The sequence below is a fragment of the Terrimonas alba genome (assembly GCF_042434975.1).
In the GTDB taxonomy this organism is placed as follows: domain Bacteria; phylum Bacteroidota; class Bacteroidia; order Chitinophagales; family Chitinophagaceae; genus Terrimonas_B; species Terrimonas_B alba.
In genome coordinates this window covers 755,540-774,573 of sequence record NZ_JBHMQM010000002.1, presented here as the reverse complement: position 1 = coordinate 774,573, position 19,034 = coordinate 755,540, and the positions used below count along the sequence as shown (strand labels likewise).

At 42.0% G+C, this 19,034-nt stretch carries 14 protein-coding genes; 7 read left to right on the top strand and 7 right to left on the bottom strand.

All coding sequences use genetic code 11. The features are described 5' to 3' along the window. Nucleotides 1-26 precede the first annotated feature (26 nt). The 5 genes from ACFEL9_RS08155 to ACFEL9_RS08135 all read right to left on the bottom strand — a co-directional run bounded on the left by ACFEL9_RS08155 (nucleotide 27) and on the right by ACFEL9_RS08135 (nucleotide 8,883). Nucleotides 27-3,188, bottom strand: a complete 3,162-nt coding sequence (locus ACFEL9_RS08155; protein WP_385888193.1) for an efflux RND transporter permease subunit — start codon at nucleotides 3,186-3,188, stop codon at nucleotides 27-29. 146 nt (nucleotides 3,189-3,334) lie between these two features. Next, nucleotides 3,335-4,534 carry an efflux RND transporter periplasmic adaptor subunit gene (locus tag ACFEL9_RS08150; protein ID WP_385888190.1) on the bottom strand — a complete coding sequence of 400 codons (1,200 nt, stop codon included), beginning with the start codon at nucleotides 4,532-4,534 and terminating at the stop codon, nucleotides 3,335-3,337. Nucleotides 4,535-4,741: 207 nt separating this feature from the next. Further along, the gene (locus tag ACFEL9_RS08145; protein WP_385888187.1) at nucleotides 4,742-5,344 is read right to left on the bottom strand and encodes a TetR/AcrR family transcriptional regulator; all 603 of its coding nucleotides are present in this window, start codon (nucleotides 5,342-5,344) and stop codon (nucleotides 4,742-4,744) included. 211 nt (nucleotides 5,345-5,555) lie between these two features. Then, nucleotides 5,556-7,907: a TonB-dependent receptor gene (locus tag ACFEL9_RS08140; RefSeq protein WP_385888184.1), complete on the bottom strand. Its 2,352-nt coding sequence runs from the start codon at nucleotides 7,905-7,907 to the stop codon at nucleotides 5,556-5,558. Nucleotides 7,908-8,058: 151 nt separating this feature from the next. Beyond that, a complete protein-coding gene (locus ACFEL9_RS08135) occupies nucleotides 8,059-8,883 on the bottom strand; it encodes an alpha/beta hydrolase (RefSeq protein WP_385888182.1) in 825 nt (274 codons plus the stop codon). A 232-nt stretch (nucleotides 8,884-9,115) separates the two neighbouring features. On the opposite strand from ACFEL9_RS08135, the gene ACFEL9_RS08130 reads away from it, so the two are divergent. From ACFEL9_RS08130 to ACFEL9_RS08110, 5 genes are all read left to right on the top strand, one after another. Beyond that, a complete protein-coding gene (locus tag ACFEL9_RS08130) occupies nucleotides 9,116-10,069 on the top strand; it encodes an ATP-grasp domain-containing protein (RefSeq protein ID WP_385888179.1) in 954 nt (317 codons plus the stop codon). Further along, the gene (locus tag ACFEL9_RS08125) at nucleotides 10,069-10,686 is read left to right on the top strand and encodes a Uma2 family endonuclease (protein WP_385888176.1); all 618 of its coding nucleotides are present in this window, start codon (nucleotides 10,069-10,071) and stop codon (nucleotides 10,684-10,686) included. The genes ACFEL9_RS08130 and ACFEL9_RS08125 overlap by 1 nt, the downstream gene beginning before the upstream one ends. A 5-nt stretch (nucleotides 10,687-10,691) precedes the next feature. Beyond that, complete coding sequence (locus ACFEL9_RS08120; RefSeq protein WP_385888174.1) at nucleotides 10,692-11,801, top strand: carboxylate-amine ligase; 1,110 nt, start codon at nucleotides 10,692-10,694, stop codon at nucleotides 11,799-11,801. A 119-nt stretch (nucleotides 11,802-11,920) separates the two neighbouring features. Then, nucleotides 11,921-13,609, top strand: a complete 1,689-nt coding sequence (locus tag ACFEL9_RS08115; RefSeq protein WP_385888171.1) for an amidohydrolase — start codon at nucleotides 11,921-11,923, stop codon at nucleotides 13,607-13,609. A gap of 178 nt (nucleotides 13,610-13,787) precedes the next feature. Further along, complete coding sequence (locus ACFEL9_RS08110) at nucleotides 13,788-15,032, top strand: right-handed parallel beta-helix repeat-containing protein (protein ID WP_385888169.1); 1,245 nt, start codon at nucleotides 13,788-13,790, stop codon at nucleotides 15,030-15,032. A gap of 203 nt (nucleotides 15,033-15,235) precedes the next feature. On the opposite strand, the gene ACFEL9_RS08105 is transcribed toward ACFEL9_RS08110, so the two are convergent. Then, the gene (locus tag ACFEL9_RS08105) at nucleotides 15,236-15,988 is read right to left on the bottom strand and encodes an alpha/beta hydrolase (protein WP_385888166.1); all 753 of its coding nucleotides are present in this window, start codon (nucleotides 15,986-15,988) and stop codon (nucleotides 15,236-15,238) included. Nucleotides 15,989-16,039: 51 nt separating this feature from the next. Next, nucleotides 16,040-16,357, bottom strand: a complete 318-nt coding sequence (locus ACFEL9_RS08100; protein ID WP_385888165.1) for a hypothetical protein — start codon at nucleotides 16,355-16,357, stop codon at nucleotides 16,040-16,042. 427 nt (nucleotides 16,358-16,784) lie between these two features. Here ACFEL9_RS08100 and ACFEL9_RS08095 point away from each other — a divergent pair, with 427 nt between their 5' ends. Both ACFEL9_RS08095 and ACFEL9_RS08090 read left to right on the top strand, forming a co-directional pair. Beyond that, nucleotides 16,785-17,633 (top strand): type 1 glutamine amidotransferase, encoded by an 849-nt coding sequence (locus ACFEL9_RS08095; protein ID WP_385888162.1) that lies wholly within the window; start codon nucleotides 16,785-16,787, stop codon nucleotides 17,631-17,633. A gap of 192 nt (nucleotides 17,634-17,825) precedes the next feature. Further along, nucleotides 17,826-19,028, top strand: coding sequence for a hypothetical protein (locus ACFEL9_RS08090; RefSeq protein WP_385888160.1), 1,203 nt, complete (start codon nucleotides 17,826-17,828; stop codon nucleotides 19,026-19,028). Nucleotides 19,029-19,034: the final 6 nt, after the last annotated feature.

Sequence of the window (19,034 nt, the reverse complement as noted above, 5' to 3'; positions counted from 1 at the left end):
ATTTTTATGGCTTATTTCATTGCATATTATTCTGCCAGGGCAGGTGGTTCAGGTTGCACGGGTTTGCGACTTACTTTTTCGTGCAGGTATTGAAAGATCACAAACAATACGGGGATAATAAATATTCCGAGTATTACACCGGTAAGCATGCCCCCAACAGCCCCTGTTCCGATAGAACGATTGCCCAATGCTGAACCTCCTTTCGCCCACGTTAACGGCAGCAGTCCCACGATGAAAGCAAATGAAGTCATCAGGATGGGGCGAAGACGTAATTGGGAAGCTTCCAGCGCTGAAGCAATCAACGACATCCCGGCTCTTCGCCTTTGTACTGCATATTCAACGATCAGGATGGCGTTTTTGGCTAACAAGCCCACCAGCATGATCAATCCTATCTGTACGTAGATATTATTTTCAATGCCGGCAAACCCAATAAACGAAAACACTCCCAGCACACCGGTTGGTATCGTTAATATCACAGCCAATGGGAGGATATAACTTTCATATTGTGCAGCCAAGAGGAAGAAAACGAAGATTATACTCAGCATAAAGATAAATGCCGTTTGATTCCCTGTTTTGATCTCTTCTCTTGTTACGCCAGTCCACTCATAAGCATATCCTCTTGGCAATACCTGTTTCGCCGTTTCCTCAATTGCTTTAATGGCGTCACCCGTGCTAAATCCGGGCTTGGGCTGTCCATTAATGGTGACGGCATTAAACAGGTTATTACGGGTTACTGTTTCCGGCCCATATACCCGTTTTAGTGAAACCAGGGTATTGACAGGTACCATTTCTCCGTCATTATTTTTTACATAAATTCCATTTAATGAGGCTGCATCGGCACGATAAGGAATGTCGGCCTGCGCCATTACCCGGTAGTATTTTCCAAAGCGGTTAAAATCGGAAACGAAGCTACTTCCATAATAGATCTGCATCGTCTGCATCAGTTCACCTATTGAAACACCTAACTGCTTTGCTTTTAAATTATCCACTTCGATCATGTATTGCGGGTTACCGGCCGCAAAAGTGGTAAAGGCAAAAGCTATCTCCTTTCGCTGCATCAGCGCACCGATAAAAGCATAGGCTGTATTACCCAATTTGTCCAGGGGCCCATTTGTCCTGTCCTGTAACATAAATTCAAAACCGCTCACATTACCAAAGCCCTGTACCGTAGGAAAATTAAAGAAGAAGGTGTTTGCACCTTTTACCGCACTTACCTTTTGTGTCAGCATACCGGCTATCTGGTCGGGGTTGGTCACAGGCCCTCTTTCATCAATATCTTTTAGCCTGATAAAACCAGCAGCATAAGGTGACGCATTCGAAAAACTGATAAAATTCAACCCGTCTACCACATACAGGTGGTTAGTGGCAGCTTCTTTTTGAATGATGGTGTCTATTGCTTCCGTGGCCTGCCGGGTCCTGTCCAGCGAGCTACCAGGAGGAGTATTCACAGCATATAGCACAAAGCCCTGATCTTCGGTAGGTATAAAACCCGTCGGTGTTTTTTTAACCAGCCAGAAACTGATGCCGGCAATGACGGCTAATCCCGCTAAAGCAATCCACCTATGCCGGATAAGAAATTTCAGACTTTGAATATACTTATTGGTCATCGATTTAAAACCCGTATTAAAGGCATGGAAGAAACGGCCGGCAAATCCTTTTTTACGTGTATGTCCTCCTTCTTCTCCATTGTGTGGATTCTTTAAAAACAGGGCACATAAAGCGGGGCTTAGTGTCAGCGCATTTACAGCCGAAATTAAAATGGCGATCGCCAGTGTAAAGGCGAACTGCCTGTAAAATACCCCTGCTGGGCCCTGCATAAATCCTACCGGTATGAATACCGCCGCCATTACCAACGTGATAGATATGATGGCACCAGATATTTCATTCATCGATTGAATGGTAGCAACTCTTGCAGGAAGTTTTGTTCGTTCCATTTTGGAGTGTACCGCCTCCACCACTACGATCGCATCATCCACCACAATACCGATAGCCAGTACCAAAGCGAATAATGTTAGCAGGTTCAGTGTAAAACCAAATAATTGAAGGAAGAAAAATGTTCCGATAATAGCCACGGGCACAGCGATAGCCGGTATCAGCGTTGAACGAAAATCCTGCAGGAATAAGAACACCATCATAAACACCAGTATAAATGCAATGACCAGTGTTTCTCTTACCTGGTCAATCGACGTATCCAGGAATTCTTTGGAATTGTACATGACGGTCGTCTTAACACCTTTTGGCAGGCTGGCGGAAAATTCATCCAGCAGCCTTTCTACTTCTGTCAATATATCATTGGCATTAGATCCTGCTGTTTGAAGAACACCAAATCCGGATACCGGCTTTCCGTCCATCCTGCTATTGGATGAATAGGTATAAGATCCAAACTCAACTCTTGCCACATCTTTTAACCGGAGTGATGAACCATCAGGATTTGCCTTTATGACAAAATTTTCATAGTCCTCTCCCTGGTTTAATTTTCCTTTATATTTCAAAACATACTCAAATGTTTCAGTGCTGTTTTGCCCCAGCCGTCCCGGAGCTGCTTCCAGGTTTTGATCCCTGATGGCATTAAGTACATCCTGGGGTGAAAGATTGTTGGCAATTAACCTGTCAGGTTTCAGCCAGATACGCATGGAGTAATCCTTCGTACCAAATACCTGCGCCTGTGCTACGCCAGGTACCCGTTGCACCTGGGGAATAAGGCTGATCTTGATATAGTTTTCCAGGAAAAGTTCATCGTACTGGCTACTATCTTCACTTGATACGGCCACAAACATGATGAAACTGTTTTGGACCTTTTGCGTGGAAATGCCCGCCTGTACTACTTCCTGCGGTAACTGGTTTATGGCCTTTGATACACGATTCTGCACATTCACGGATGCAATATCCGGGTCGGTACCCTGGTTGAAAAAAACCGTGATAGCCATGCTTCCGTCATTGTTGGAATTGGAAGTCATATAGGTCATGTTCTCTACGCCATTGATCGCTTCTTCAATAGGTGTTGCAACAGAACGTGCTACTACTTCGGCATTGGCCCCGGGATAAAAGGCCGTTACCTGCACACTCGGTGGTGCAATATCCGGGAACAGCGTAACCGGTAAGGTATATAACGACAACCCGCCTAACAAAAGCAAAATGATTGATACAACTGTTGATAAAACAGGTCTCTCGATAAATCTTTTTAACATGAGATTATTTTTTCCTGCTGATAAGAAATAAAAATTATTCTATTGGTGACAGGAAGAGCTCTCACCCAACTGATAATCGAAAAAATCAGCGGATAAAAAGTTCACTTAGCTGAACCTACCCTCCTGGCTTCGTATGTGTTTTTTGTTTACAATGGTTTTGCCTTAAGCAAGCTATCGGTAGAAAGAAGTTGCGGTGCAATGGCCATTCCATCTTTGAGGTTACCTGTGCCTGAAAAGACAATTTTCTCCCCGGCACTCAAACCACTTTCAACAAAATAGTAATTGGCTGTTTTACCGGAAACAACAATTGGCTTGCTGACTACTTTATTACTATCCCCTACTGCAAATACAAATACCTTGTCCTGTATTTCGAATGTAGATTCCTGTGGTACTACTAAGGCTTCTTTCTGAATTTTCGAAATGCGCACCCTACCAGTGTTACCGGAACGTAACAAATTATCCGTGTTGGGGAATGTTGCCCGGAAACTGATTGCCCCGGTAGTATTGTTGAACTGTCCAAGAACAGTTTCAACCTTTCCTTTTTTCGGGTAAACACTGTTATCAGATAATACCAATTCAACCGCTGGCATTTGTTTCACTTTTTCTTCAATGGTGTTGCCCGGGAACTGCTGTTTAAACCGCAAAAAATCATTTTCGCTTAACGAAAAATAAGCATACACATCTTTTATTTCGGAAATCACTGTCAGGGCCGTTGGAGTTGTCATACCCACCAGGCTTCCCGTTTTATAAGGTATTCTTCCGATATAGCCATCAACCGGTGCCTTGATTGTGGTATAGCCCAGGTTGATTTGTGCAGCGCCTACCATTGCCTGGGCTTGTGCCACATTTGCTGTCGCCGCATCATATGCCGTCTTTGCAGTCTTCAACTGCACTTCAGAAATCACATTGTTCTGAACGAGGGGTGTTAATTTTGAAACATTAATTTCAGCATTAGCCTGGCTAGCTTTAGCCGCAGCGAGAGTGGCCCTGGCATTATTTAATTGCTCCAGGTAGGGCCTGCTGTTGATTTTAAATAAAACCTGGCCTTTTCTTACGTGGGCGCCTTCATCCACATATATTTTTTCCAGATAACCATCTACCTGCGGACGTATCTCAATGTCCTTGCTTCCTTCCAGTGACGCAGAAAATTCCTGGTAAGTAGTTGCAGGCATGTTATTGACGATTAGCACCGGCAAAAATTGGGGAGGCTGTTCCATCATCGTCGGATTCCCGGATGATGAATTGCACGCATATAAAAAAGCGGCCGCAACAGCTACAAATAATAAGCTTAAATAGTTAGTTAACAGAAAGGGCAACCTTTTGCTCCTTTGATTTTTTTTATACATAACAGAATGGTTTGAGAAATACTCCTATTTCCCGGTTAATGAATAAGGGTCGTGAATTGATTCCGGCACTTTACATGGTACTCTAAAAGAACCGAAACGGTGTGTTTTCTACATGTGGCTTCTTGTCATTGCAGCTACGACAGGTGACAATCGGTACATAACAACATTAAAAAAGCTAACATTGTTAATTAAAAAGGGAAAAAAATTTTATTGCTCCAGGTTTTTTATAAATCCTTCGATGGCATCGTCCAACACCATTTTATTCAGTTCATCAGCTATTTCAGAATAACTCATCATTTTAATTGAGATTAACCCATGCATAACTGACCAGAACGTATGATACTTTAAACAGGCGTTAATACCTTTTTTTTTATTCTCAGCCAAAATCGCATTGATTGGCTCCATTACCAGGTTCCTGAATGCGGATTCCTCAGGAATACACTTATCAGTTTCACAACAAGCGATCCCCAATCCAAACATCAATTGATAATATTCCTTGTTCTTAAAAGCAAAGTTCCAATAGGCATCGGCAATTAACCTTAGTTGCTCAGCAGGATCACCCGATTTTTTCTTTGCCTGCTGAAGCTTTTTGATTAATAAACCGAACCCGTCTTTGCCAAACTGCAGCAATATATCTTCCTTGTTCTCGAAATGATCATAAATAACAGGTACGCTATATTCAATGGCGTCGGCGATCTTTCGTATTGACAAAGATTGCCACCCTTCCTCCTTCACCAATCCCCATGCGGTGGAAAGGATGTTTGCTCTCACTTCTTCTTTTTGCCTTAACCGGCGTTCTGCTATACCCATATCACCATTATTTTACCTAACACTGTTAGCAAATTTAGGAAGCCACCCGCATTTCCAAAAAACTTTTTTCTTAACCAGATCACAAAACAACAAACAGCCACTGACAACCCTATGGCAGCCCGATTTTAATCTTTCAAATTTTATTTAAGCCGAACGTTTGTATTTATGCTGATGCATAAAAAGCCCCGCTCAGCAGGGCCTTTTCAGTAACTTAAAATTCTATTTTATAATTCAGTATAGGTATCAACCCTGCCTGGTAATTTGTAATAATATTTCCCTTTTCTTCATCGAAGGTTTGATTATAAATGTTCAGGCGATTAGTTAGATTCTGTATATCCAGGGACAACGTAGAAGTTATTTTCCGGCGGTTCCATTTTATACTCAGCCGGAGGTCTGTTCGGAAATAAGCGGGATTTTGCAAGCTGTAAGCCTCTTCTTCCCTGAAGATTGTATAGCCTTCCTGCACCGATTGCTCTTTATCTATAGGCGTTGTGCGATAACCGCCTGCATAGATTGTTTTAATATTCACGCCAATTGTTCTTAATCTATTGGCAGACAAAAACTCTTTGCCGGCTAAGAAACTCACGATGTAATTGCCATTAAAACGGGTATTTCGCTCTTTTCCGTCAGCCGCCATGTATTTCGATTGATATAAAGAATTGCTCAGCGTGTAATAAAAATTATTGGCAAGGTATTTTTCCAACGAAATCTCTACCCCATAGTTTTTACCTTTTCCTTTATTGACTAACGGATCGGTAACATAATCGCCTTCGACATTTAGTAGAGAAAAAGAACTTGTATCGAATATACTAATGGGCACTTTGAACAGATGTTGATAATAAACTTCCGTTTTTAGCCGGAGATTTTTCGCCAGCCTGTATTGATGCGATACGACGAAATGATGTGCCCGGGTGAGCCTGAGATTTTTATTTGGATGACTAATATTTCCAAGCCCATCCTCAACCTGTGCAAAATACACACCAAGAGGTTGCACCTGGCTGTGAAGGCCATAGCCGAAGGAAAGGTTACTTTTCTTACTCATATCCCATTTAACCGAAACTCTTGGCTCAAAGGAGGACGAATTATTATACAGCAGGTGAATATAATGCAACCCTGCATTTAATGTAATGTCATTCGAAGGTTTATATTGCCATTGAGCAAATGACTGCAGAAGTTTGGTGTTTCCCCGGGTATTGATCATTTCTTCCAATGGTGCATTGGGATTTTCTTTTGAATGCTGATTGTAACCAAACCGTATAAAGTTCACCATCACTCCTCCCCTCAATATGTGCCGGGTATTAAACCGGTGGTTTAATGTGGAAGACAGCGTCCATTTCCTTGTATCATATTTACCCCGGTATTCTTCTGACTCGGAGTAATCGTCTTCAATATATTTTTCGTTATAACTGATCGTATTATACGAAAGCCCGATAGCCGATCGCAGGTTCGTCTTGCTTCCAAGCAGCTTTATATGTGTAAGACCACTCATGGCTGTATTAGAAACAAATTTTGAAATATCCCGGTCACCCGGCTCCTTCCATGTGGAAGAGTCTTTTTTTGCATCGAACTTATCATTGCTCAATCCGCCGAATCCAAAAACTGTGAAGTCGCCCAATTTACCGGCAGGCAAGTAAATATTATATGACAGGTCCTGGAAATTAGTGATGCTGCCATCATTTAACACGCCAAGTTTATTTAGCAATGATAAGGTCGAGTAACGATAGTTAACAAGATAAGATCCTTTATAAAAAGTAGAGATCGGTCCTTCTGCCGCCGCATTTAATCCCAATACTCCAGCCTGGAAAGAATATTCTTTTTTTTCATTATTGCCTTTTCTCAATTTCAAATCAAACACACCACTCAATGCATTGCCATACTCTGCGGCAAATGCTCCGGTCATGAAATCTGAATTAGTCAGCAGTTGTGAACTTAAGATGGAAATTCCACCGCCACTGGTGGCGGCGCTACTGAAATGATTGGGATTAGGAATATCGACACCTTCCATTCGCCACAACAAACCAGCGGGAGAATTCCCTCTTATAACGATGCTATTGTTGCCGTCGTCGGCAGCCATTACACCCGGAAAGGCAACAGCCATCCGAAGCGGATCATTTACTGCTGCGGCATATTTCTGTGTTTCTTCTACAGTGAATGCCCTTGCACTGACCGCACTCATTTCATTCAGGGGCTGGTTCTTCTTTGTTGTTGCTTTCACCGTTACTTCTTTTTCATCCCGCACATTCGTTTCTAATAAAATGGTGAGCACAGTTTCTTTTCCTGCATTTACGACAATGTTTTCAACAGCGGCCTCTTTATAACCTGTATGTGAAATATGTAGTTGCTGGGATGTTAGCGACACACCGCTAAACCTGAAATTACCATTTTGATCAGTTATCACAGACCCTGCTCCCTGTAAAATAACAGTTGCTCCAGCTACAGGAGTTTGCAGGATGTTGTCTAAAACTGTTCCCCGGATGCTTTGTGTAAATACCGTTGATTGCTGAGCGGTTAAAAAAAAGGGAAAGAATAATAAAAGAAGTGTGACGAGGGTCGCGAATCTCATAAATAGATAATGTTTCTTCTAAGAACAACTGGAGAAACATGTACCCCTATTCGCAGAAATAAAGTTTATTGATTGTGATGACAGATTACAGTAGGCAGTTAGCAGTTTGCAATTGACGGTTTGCAGTTCCCTGACTTTTCACTTTTCGTTCTTAACTTCTGCCACCCTTCCCCCAGCCCCACTTCAAAAACTCAGGCATAGCTCTGCCCCAGGTGGCGATATCATGCTTGCCATCGGACATTTCCAGGTATTCAATATCTCTTTCCCGGTCATAGCCTTTTGCTTCTAATTCTTTAATTATATCCAGTGTATCGTCAATTGAATCGATGACACCATTATTATTGCGGTCCATCGTTTCATCCATATTACCACATTGAAAAAAGAATTTTAAACCACGATGGTATTTACCGTTCCTGATCACCTGGTGCATGATGCGGTGTTTATCGTCATCATATTCCTTTTCGGTTTGATCAATGCTGCGCCACCAAAAAGAAGCGGAGAATAAACCGGCCTTTGAAAATTTTTCAGGATGGTTCCATACAATATCCATGGCCATCAATGCGCCTAGCGAAAAACCGGCAAAAGCCCTTTCTTTAAAGGATGTGATTTGATAACTATCCCTGATAAAGGGTAACAGTTCACGCAATATAAAATAAGTATAAGCCCCTGCCCTTGCCCCCCGGCCGAGATAGTCGGCCTGTGAAGCTATGCCATACTCCATTTTGCGTTGCGAACCGGTATGTATCGCAGCAATAAGAACAGGATTTATTAATTTGTCGGCGTATAGTCTTTCCAGAATAGCCTGCAATCCCAATTCGTCCATGTTTTGACCATCATTGATCAGTAACAAACTCATGGCCGATGGGTCAGCGACATTTTTGGGCAGGAAAAAATCAATCTTTACTTCACGTTCGAGGAATACAGATAAAAGGGTTCTGTTTTCTACAAGGATATTAGCAGTATGTACCAGTTGCATAATTTTCAAAAATAAGAATTCAGGATAAAATATCGGGAAACATTTCTTTATACTGCCCAACAAAACAATTTCATTAATTTGTTTATATGGTGTCGAAAAAATAAATTTGGTAAGAGCTGATTACCAGTTCACAATAGCCCAATTAAAAACTGTCATCTTCGAATTTTGCGCAAAAAATAACTATCGCATTGTACAACTGGTCCCTTTGACCAAAACCTTAAATAATTACAACATGAAAAAAATCGGAATCCTGCATGGCAAAGAACGTTCCTTTCCTGAGGCATTCGTTGCAAGGGTTAACAGTAAAAATGTGCCGGGCATTGTAGCAGAGTCTGTGCGCATCGATAAAGCCATGCAGGGCGATCCCAGTGGCTATGCGGTAATCATCGACCGGATCTCGCAGGATGTCCCTTTTTACAGAACCTGGTTAAAAAACGCCGCCGTTACCGGCACCGCGGTCATCAACAACCCTTTTTGGTGGAGCGCCGATGATAAATATTTCAACAACTGCCTGATGACAAAAGTGGGAGTGCCTGTTCCCAAAACGGCCATTATTCCATCCAGGCAATTACCGGATGACACCACCGATGAATCATTCAGCAACCTGGCTTACCCGCTGGATTGGGACAGCATTTTTAATTATGTCGGTTTCCCGGCCTATATGAAGCCCTTTGCCGGAGGCGGATGGAAACATGTATACAAACTGGATAGTGCGGAAGATTTTTTTAAAAAACACAGTGAGACGGGTCAATTAGTCATGTTGCTGCAGGAAGAAATTATTTTCAGCGAATATTATCGTTGCTATTGTATCGGTGGGAAATATGTACGCATCATGCCATACGAGCCCCGCAATCCACACCATCTTCGGTATGTGGCGGAGTTTGCTCCATCCGCGGAAAGGCTGCAACAGATGACTGACATTGTCTTGCGAATTAATAAATACTTAGGCTACGATTTTAACACCGTTGAACTGGCGGTGAGAGATGGCGTGCCCTATGCTATTGATTTTTGCAACCCGGCTCCCGATGCCGAAAGAACCAGTGTAGGTGAAGAGAATTTTGAATGGGTGGTAGAAACGGCCACTAACTACGCCATCGAAAAAACGATGACCCATGATGAGAATGGCGATAATCTTACCTGGGGTGAGTATGTAAAAAGAAGCAGCACTAAAACACCATTGACATAGTGTTTACCGTTTACGATACAGATAATGAACAATACATGCAGGTGGAAGAGCCCGATTCTTCCGTTAGCTATACCTATGCGGATTACCTGCAATGGAAATTTGAAGAACGACTGGAACTTTTTCGTGGCAAGATCTTTAAATTATCTGTCCCTAATATCCGGCATCAGGCGATTTCAAGAAATCTTTTTGTCCCAATCGCAACTTACCTGAAAGATAAAAAATGCCAGACTTTTAGTGCGCCTTTTGATGTTAGGCTTCCGGTAAAAAATCGAAAAAAAGATACTGAAGTAACTACGGTAGTGCAGCCAGATATTTGTATTGTTTGTGATGAAACAAAAATTGATACAAGAGGGTGTTGCGGCGCTCCTGACCTGGTTGTCGAAATTTTGTCTCCCGGTAATTCTCATAAAGAAGTAAATCTTAAATATGAGTTGTATGAAGAAGCCGGTGTAAAAGAATATTGGATCATTTACCCGGAGGAAGAAAGTCTCACTGTTTTTGTACTGAACGAAAACAACCGCTACGATGGAGCCAAGTTATATGCGGGCAAGGAGCTGATATACAGCAAAGCTATACCCGGTCTTATCATTGAAACAAAAGAAATTTTCACTCAATAACCATTATGATATTAAACTATAAAACCTTTACGCTCGGCGTTGAAGAAGAGTACATGGTGCTTGATCCGGTCACCAAAGAATTAAAAAGCCATGAGCAGAAAATTGTGCAGGAAGGACAGAAAGTGATCAAAGATAAAGTAAAGGCTGAAATGCACCAGGCGGTAGTAGAAGTAGGTACGGACATTTGCGCTGATGCGGATGAAGCTTTTAACGATGTATCGCTGTTGAGAAAGACAATTTCCGACATAGCCGGCGGCCTCAATCTCGCCATGGGCGCATCCGGCACTCATCCTTTCAGCCATTGGGAAAGCCAGTTGATAACGGATCAAGCCCGCTACAACGAAATTGTAAATGAATTACAGGAAGCGGCCCGCAGCAACCTGATCTTCGGCCTGCATGTACACGTAGGCATGCAAAGCCGGGAGATGGCCAATCATATCGCCAATTCAACCCGGTATTTTCTGCCGCATATTTTTGCGTTAAGCACTAACTCACCTTTTTGGGAGGGAAGAATGACGGGCTATAAATCTTTCCGGACAAAAGTGTTTGATAAATTTCCCCGGACGGGTATACCCGATGCGTTTGACAGCATCGAAGCGTATGATAATTATGTAAAGCTGTTGATCAAAACCAATTGCATTGATAATGCTAAAAAAATCTGGTGGGATCTGCGTGTGCATCCATTTTTCAATACAGTTGAATTTCGCATTTGCGATATCCCAATGACAGTAGATGAAACAATTACCATAGCTGCGCTGTTCCAGGCCATCTGCGCCCGCATCTATATGCTTCGGTCTAAAAACCTCAACTTCATTCAATACTCCCGTGCATTGCTCAATGAAAATAAATGGCGGGCCAGCCGTTATGGAGTGGACGGCTACCTGATTGATTTTGGAAAGGAAGAGGAAGTGAACACCCGGGCATTGATTTATGAGCTGCTTGATTTCATCGATCCGGTTCTCGATCACCTGGGCAGCCGTCATCGCATAGCCTTTGTTCATCAAATGCTGGAAAAAGGCACGGGCGCCGACCGCCAGTTGGCCGTATTTGAGCAAACCAAATCCCTGGCCAGTGTAGCGGAGTATATACAAGGACAATTTTTAGCAGGCATCTAATATTTTATATCGAACGCAGATTTTAAACTGGTGATGATTGTCATGATGAAATCTTAATCATTCATAATAACCTGCGTTATCTGCGTTCCTTCTTTCTAAAAAGGTTTTAAATAATCCTGATGAAATATTTACTATTCCCTTTACTAACATTGTTCAGCCTTATTGTATCCTGTTCGCAAAAGCAAGATGCCGATCTTTTAGTTTACAACGGTTCCATCTACACCGTTGACTCTTCTTTTTCCATTGTTGAAGCATTGGTAGTAAAAAATGGAAAAATTGTCGCCGTTGGCAAGCTAACCGACCTGGAAAAAAAATACAATGCAAAAGAAAAACTGGATGCACAGGGAAAATTTATCTATCCGGGTTTTATTGATGCCCATGCACATTTTGTAGGCTACGGTATGTCGTTGCAAACAGTCAATCTTGTCGGAACCAACAGTTGGGAGGAAATTTTGAAAAAACTACAATCATTTGCCGTAGAAAACCTGCCTGCCGGACAGGCAGGTAAAGAAGGGTGGCTGACCGGACGTGGCTGGGATCAGAATGACTGGGTCATAAAAGAATTTCCCACTAATGAAAAGCTCAACGAACTATTTCCCGACCAGCCGGTGTTGTTAACAAGAGTAGATGGGCATGCCGCCATCGCCAATCAAAAAGCATTGGAAGAAGCGGGTGTAAAAGCCGGCATGCAGTTAACAGGCGGCGATGTGGAAACAAAAAATGGAAAGCTAACCGGCATATTGATTGACAACGCCATTGATCTTGTGTCTTCAAAAATTCCTTCTAAAACGGATGAACAGTTTGCCAAAGCGTTAAAAGACGCTGAGAAAAATTGTTTTGCGGTTGGCCTTACCAGCATTGATGATTGCGGCCTAAGTTTCCAGGCAGTGGAAGGAATAAAAGCCATGCAGGCAAGTGGTGATCTGAAAATGAGATTGTATGTCATGCTCAGTGATGAAAAAGCCAATTTTGACTGGCTGGAGAAAACAGGCATCATCAAAACGGACCGTTTGAATGTAAGAAGTTTTAAAGTATATGGCGATGGTGCACTGGGATCAAGAGGAGCCTGCTTGTTACAACCTTACAGCGACAAACCCGGTCATTATGGGTTTTTATTGAGTAAACCGGACCATTTTGACTCCGTAGCAAATTGGATAGCACAAAAAGGTTTTCAACTATGTACCCATGCCATTGGAGATAGTGGCAGCCGGACCATGCTCAATATTTATGCAAAATATTTAACTGGTAAAAATGACCGTCGCTGGCGAATCGAACATGCACAGGTAGTCAATCAAAATGATTTCAATTTATTTGGCAGCTATTCGATCATTCCCTCTGTTCAGCCAACACATGCTACCAGCGATATGTACTGGGCCGGTGATCGGTTAGGTAGTGAAAGAGTAAAAGCTGCTTATGCTTACAAACAATTATTGCAGCAAAATGGCTGGTTGCCATTAGGCACCGACTTTCCTGTTGAAGACATCTCTCCTTTTAAAACATTTTATGCTGCTGTCATTCGCAAACCTGCCTCGCCGGCAGGCAGGGATGCCAAAGGGTGGCCGGCTACTGGCTACCAAACAGAAAACGCATTGACCAGGGAAGAAGCATTGCGGGGCATGACCATCTGGGCCGCCAAATCCAATTTTGAAGAAAAAGAAAAAGGGAGTTTGGAGCCCGGCAAGTTTGCTGATTTTATTATCCTCGATAAAGATTTGATGAAAGCAAGTGAAAGTGAATTATTGCAGGTAAATGTGCTGAAGACTTTTTTGGGTGGGGAGATGGTGTACGAAGTGAAAAGTCACAAGTGAGAAGAAAAATTCATTTGATCTGAAAATTGTTATACGATTTTATGGGGAAATACCTTCAGCCCAATAATATCAAGAATGCTGACATGGTTTGGCCAAACCATGGTCAGACAATTTCCTTTATTTGAGGAACCGGAGAAACTGAAAGAACAAAAAACACCAGCGAGTTTAATCTTTATATTTGAAAATAAACTTTCCTGTTATTAAACCTACTTTTTTGCTTTGGTGCCTGATCGTGAACATGTATATGGTGAGGGCCACCACTTTTCATGTAGGAGTTGGGCATAGTTATTTAACAATAACCCAAGCAGCCACAGTTGTGCAGGCTGGCGATACCATTTTGTGTCATGAAGCAACGATAGCCGGTGGTATATCTATTTCTAATCTTAATGGGAAGGAGGGGAACTATATTTATTTATTAGCAGACAAAAATAAACCCGTCACCATACAAGGAGGATCGAATAGTATTCAATTTTCTGATTGCAGCTATCTTCATATTGAGGGTTTTATCATACAAGGGCAGACAGCCAATGGCATGAATATCGATGATGCAGGCACACTTGACTCACCCACTCATCATATACGCATTACCAATTGCATTTTCAGAAATATACAGGCCAGTGGCAACAATGACCTGTTGAAACTATCCGGTTTGAATTATTTTGAAATAACTAAATGTTCCTTTTTAAACGGAGCTGCCCGTGGCAGCGGCATTGATATGGTGGGTTGCCATTACGGCCTGATTGCTGATAATGAATTCGAAAATCCAGGTTCTAATTCTATACAGGCAAAAGGAGGCAGCTTCGAAATTGAAATATTACGCAACCATTTTAAAAATGGAGGAGCAAGGGCTATGAACCTGGGAGGCAGTACCGGGCTACAATTTTTCAGACCCCAAAATGCGACTACTGAGGCAGAACGAATAACGGTGATAGCGAATGTGATTGAAGGATCAGAAACAGCCATTGCCTATGTAGGCTGTACACAAGTAAAGGTCTATAATAACACTATTCTCTTTCCCAAAAAATGGGTGGTGCGTATTTTACAGGAAACGGTCAATCCTGCCCGGTTTCTCCCGAGTGGAAACAATGCATTTTTCAATAATATTGTGGTCATTGATAACAATGTGTCAACTGAAGTAAACACAGGACCGAACACCGCTTCTAATACTTTTTCTTTTGAAAATAACTTGTGGTATAAGACTACAAATGTCAATTGGCAAGGGCCGAATCTGCCAGGCAATGTGGTAAAACAGCTAATAAAGAATCCACAAATAATCGGTGGCAGTTCGTATAAAATTGATATAAATAGTCCTGCAGTGGGTTATGGGAAATTGCATGATGGTGTAGTTTTAGATAAGGAAGGAAATGAATATAGCGTCCCTCCCTCTGTGGGTGCATATGAAGGTAATCGTAAAAACAAGTGATATAAGGAAGAGGGTCGACGAAAGAGCTATTTTAGAATCTCATTTTAAAGGTTAATCTGCAACTGGGGCATGAGCCATTGATTATAGATTGTTGTAAAGGCTTACACACCAGTGTTGGCGCGCCCCCCGGCGAAGCAATTTCCTCGTTGAAAAAAAAATGAAGACGCCAGAAGAAAAATGAGATTTCGATTCGTAAAAATGTTTCAGTTACCCAATACTCCTTCAATTAGCCTGATATAATCCTTTTCCATTTCGCCGGGAATATCATGCTTTATGTCTTTATAACTATGAAGGTTTACCTTGTAGTTGTTCTGTTTCAAGGCCTGAACATGTTGCCGTGACGTATCTATTTTCACAATAGGATCGGCGTCACCATGAAAAACATCAATTGGGTTGAAGTTTTGAGTTTGCCCGTTGCCTGAAGGGATTATCCGGTTGTCCATTGTAGCCAATAAAGGACAAGCCTGGCTTATCAAATGATTGTACCGGGCTCCTATTACATAACTTAGATCGCCCCCCTGCGAAGCGCCAATAATAATAGGTTTCCGGGAAGGTTTATATAAAGAGGTGATAGCCTCAATAAACTTACTTAATTTTTCCCCTTCGCTCAATAGAACAACCATTTTTTCATCGGCAGGTAGTGTGTAATAGTCTTTGGGTTGCCTGCTGAAAAAAGAAAAACCCTTCTTATGTGGATAAGGAGCCTGCACCAATATCAGTCGGGCAGGAATCTTAAAATCATCCAGGTAGGCAGCGAACTCATCCGGCGTAGAGCCGCTCCAATGTAAACCTATAATTATCGGGAGGCCACTACCTGATGAATCTGCATTCATCGCTACATGTTTGTATTTATATCCGGCAAGTTCATTTAATGGTTGTTTTTCTAATACCTGTTGAGCTGACAACTTATGTTGAACTACAAAAAAGAATAAGATGAAAAAGTAAGATAATCTCATGATGATTGGACAATTGTGTTTTACATTTTCACCCCTTGCGACAATAATTCATCAAGAAGAGGTATATATTTTTAACGTATACTCTAAATTTTCCGTGTTTGATTTAATTTCTTTTATAGCGTTAATCAAATCATCAGCTTTTCTTCCGGTTGACGGCACATCTAGTAACACACTTGCCAACATATCGTATAGAAAGTTTTCTTTCATTGCCTCATGTAAAACTGAATTATTGTGCTCGTAAGTTTCTACCAAAGTTTTGATCATTGGATTTTCGTCCGTCTCAAATTTTTTACGAAAGGAAGCAGTTCCTTGTAAAATTTTTGATAGTCTATAATGTTGAATGCACTTACAAAGCTGCTTAATCGCCACTCACCCCTTTTCGATTCACCTAATATTTTATCTGACCAATTTTTGAGACCTCCTATTGAAGTCAAGAGCTTTTCATGCATAATCGAATAAAGATAATAAAACAGTGCGTCATAGCTTTACAGCTAATACGGATTTTGAAAAAGCGTCGACCTGGCTCAACTATGATTTCAATGTAGTTATACTTATGAACTTAATATTGCGAACAACTAATATGTCGAACAGCATTACCGAACCCCGAATGGAGCGTCCCCGAGTTCCGTCACTTCGCTCCTCGTCGGGGCAGGCGCAACAGGCGATGCCGATAGCACTGCAGCCGATTACATAATTCTTCTTAAATTCTTAATTCAGATCAAACTCATGCCGCATTTTAAGTAAATCTGAACAGTAGCTGACAGTCAATCTTTTAAAAAATTGCTATGTTTGCAGGATGATTTGGAACGACAACCGATCAATCCGTATAGCCATTCTCGATCTGAATGATGGCCGGCCAAACCAAGGCATGCGCTGTATCCGCCAGATTGTAAAAGAATGGTCAGCAACGGTGGACCTGGACATAGAAACTACGGAATTTGAGGTAAGACAAAAGAACGAACTCCCCGATACTTCTTTCGATATTTATATTTCGAGTGGCGGCCCCGGCGACCCTCTTTCGAGCCGTTTTGACGACTGGGATATTGCCTGGTGTAAATGGGTGGATGAGATGGTACGCTGGAACAGCAACCCATCCAATGCACAGAAGAAACAGGTGTTTTTCATCTGTCATTCTTTTCAACTGGCCTGCCGCTATTTTAACGCCGGGCTGGTGTATAAAAGAAAATCAACGTCGTTTGGCGTATTTCCCGTGCACATGCTGGAAGAAGGAAAAACAGAACCGGTATTCGATGGCCTGAGTGATCCCTTCTATGCCGTGGACAGCCGCGACTATCAGGTGATACAACCCAACCATTCGTTGCTGAAAGAAATGGGCGGTTCGCTTTTGTGTATCGAAAAGAACCGGCCGCATGTTCCATACGAAAGAGCTATTATGGGCATACGCTTTAATGAATACATGATCGGCACGCAGTTTCACCCCGAAGCGGATGCAGAAGGCATGACCCGCCATTTTGAAACGGAAGAAAAAAGAAATGCAGTGATCGAAAATCATGGATTGGAAAAACTCAACAGCATGCTGGAGCATTTGAATGACCCTGATAAGATCCGCTGGACCTATTCACATATATTGCCCAACTTTTTGAACCAGGCCATTGGTCATTTTGAAACAGTAGCAGTAGCGTAAGATTGAAGTTTCAGATTTGGCTTTGAGGTTAAGTTAAGGTTGAGGCAAAGGTTGAGATTGAGGTGAAGTTGAAAGTTGCACTACGCTTTTTATTTGCATCGTTTTCAGCATCCGTTACCAAAACTTAAAAACTCCAAAACTGACTCTCTAAGTTTTTTGCAGTAAATTGATTGGGTATAAAATTTTAAACGCATGGTTCCCGCTGTTCGCAAAGCATTCAACGCCCAATTTACCCATGAAAAATATGAGTCCTTCTTAAAAGAGTTACATGCCGTGCATCCCGGCGCTATCGAATTCAGGGTGGCGGAAACAGCGGTGTTTGTACCGAAATATTTTACGGATAAAATACTGGATGCCTGCGAAAGCATCGTTGATATTATTACCGATCCAAAGTTTAAAGAACTAACCAACCAGGCGATCCCGAAGAATTTACAGGTTCCCGGTGAAAACAGTCATGCACATTTTATCGCTTTTGATTTTGGCATTTGCATCAACGATAGCGGAGAATATGAACCACAACTGATCGAGATGCAGGGCTTCCCTACCTTGTTTGCTTATGAAGTAGTGATCGATGATGTGTTCCGCAATCACTTTGATGTTCCGGCCAACTATTCAGCTTACCTCGGCGGTTATGATAAAGAGTCTTATATCAAATATTTCAAAGAAATCGTGTTGGGTGATCATGCCCCGGAGAATGTGATCCTGCTGGAAATTTTTCCTCACCAGCAAAAAACAAGAATTGATTTTTATTGCACCGAAGATTATACGGGCATCAAACCGGTTTGCCTGACCGAGCTGATCAAGGAAGGAAAGAAATTATATTATTTGAATGGCGGCAAAAAAACGGAAATCAAACGCATTTACAACCGGTTGATCTTTGATGATCTTTTTCAGCAATCAACCGAAGTCCAGGAAATAGGAAAAATCCTGTTTGAAGATCTGGATGTGGAATGGGTGCCGCATCCCGCCTGGTTTTACCGCATCAGTAAATACACCCTGCCTTTGATCAAACATCCCTATGTACCGGCCACCTATTTCCTGGACCAGGTAACACAATTACCGGCTGATCTTGAAAACTATGTATTGAAACCATTGTTCTCTTTTGCGGGACAGGGTGTAGTAATTGATGTGACAAAAGAAGATATTGAAAATGTAAAAGACCCCGAAAACTGGATACTTCAACGGAAAGTAAAATATGCCGATGTGATTGAAACACCGGACGTGCCTGCAAAAGCGGAGATCAGGATATTTTACTTCTGGAAAGATGGTGAAGCAAGACCGGTGCCTGCAAATAACCTTGCCAGGCTAAGCAAGGGAAAAATGATTGGGGTGCGGTACAATAAGGATAAGAAATGGGTGGGTGGAAGTTTGTGTTATTTTGAGTCTGAACCGTGATTTATG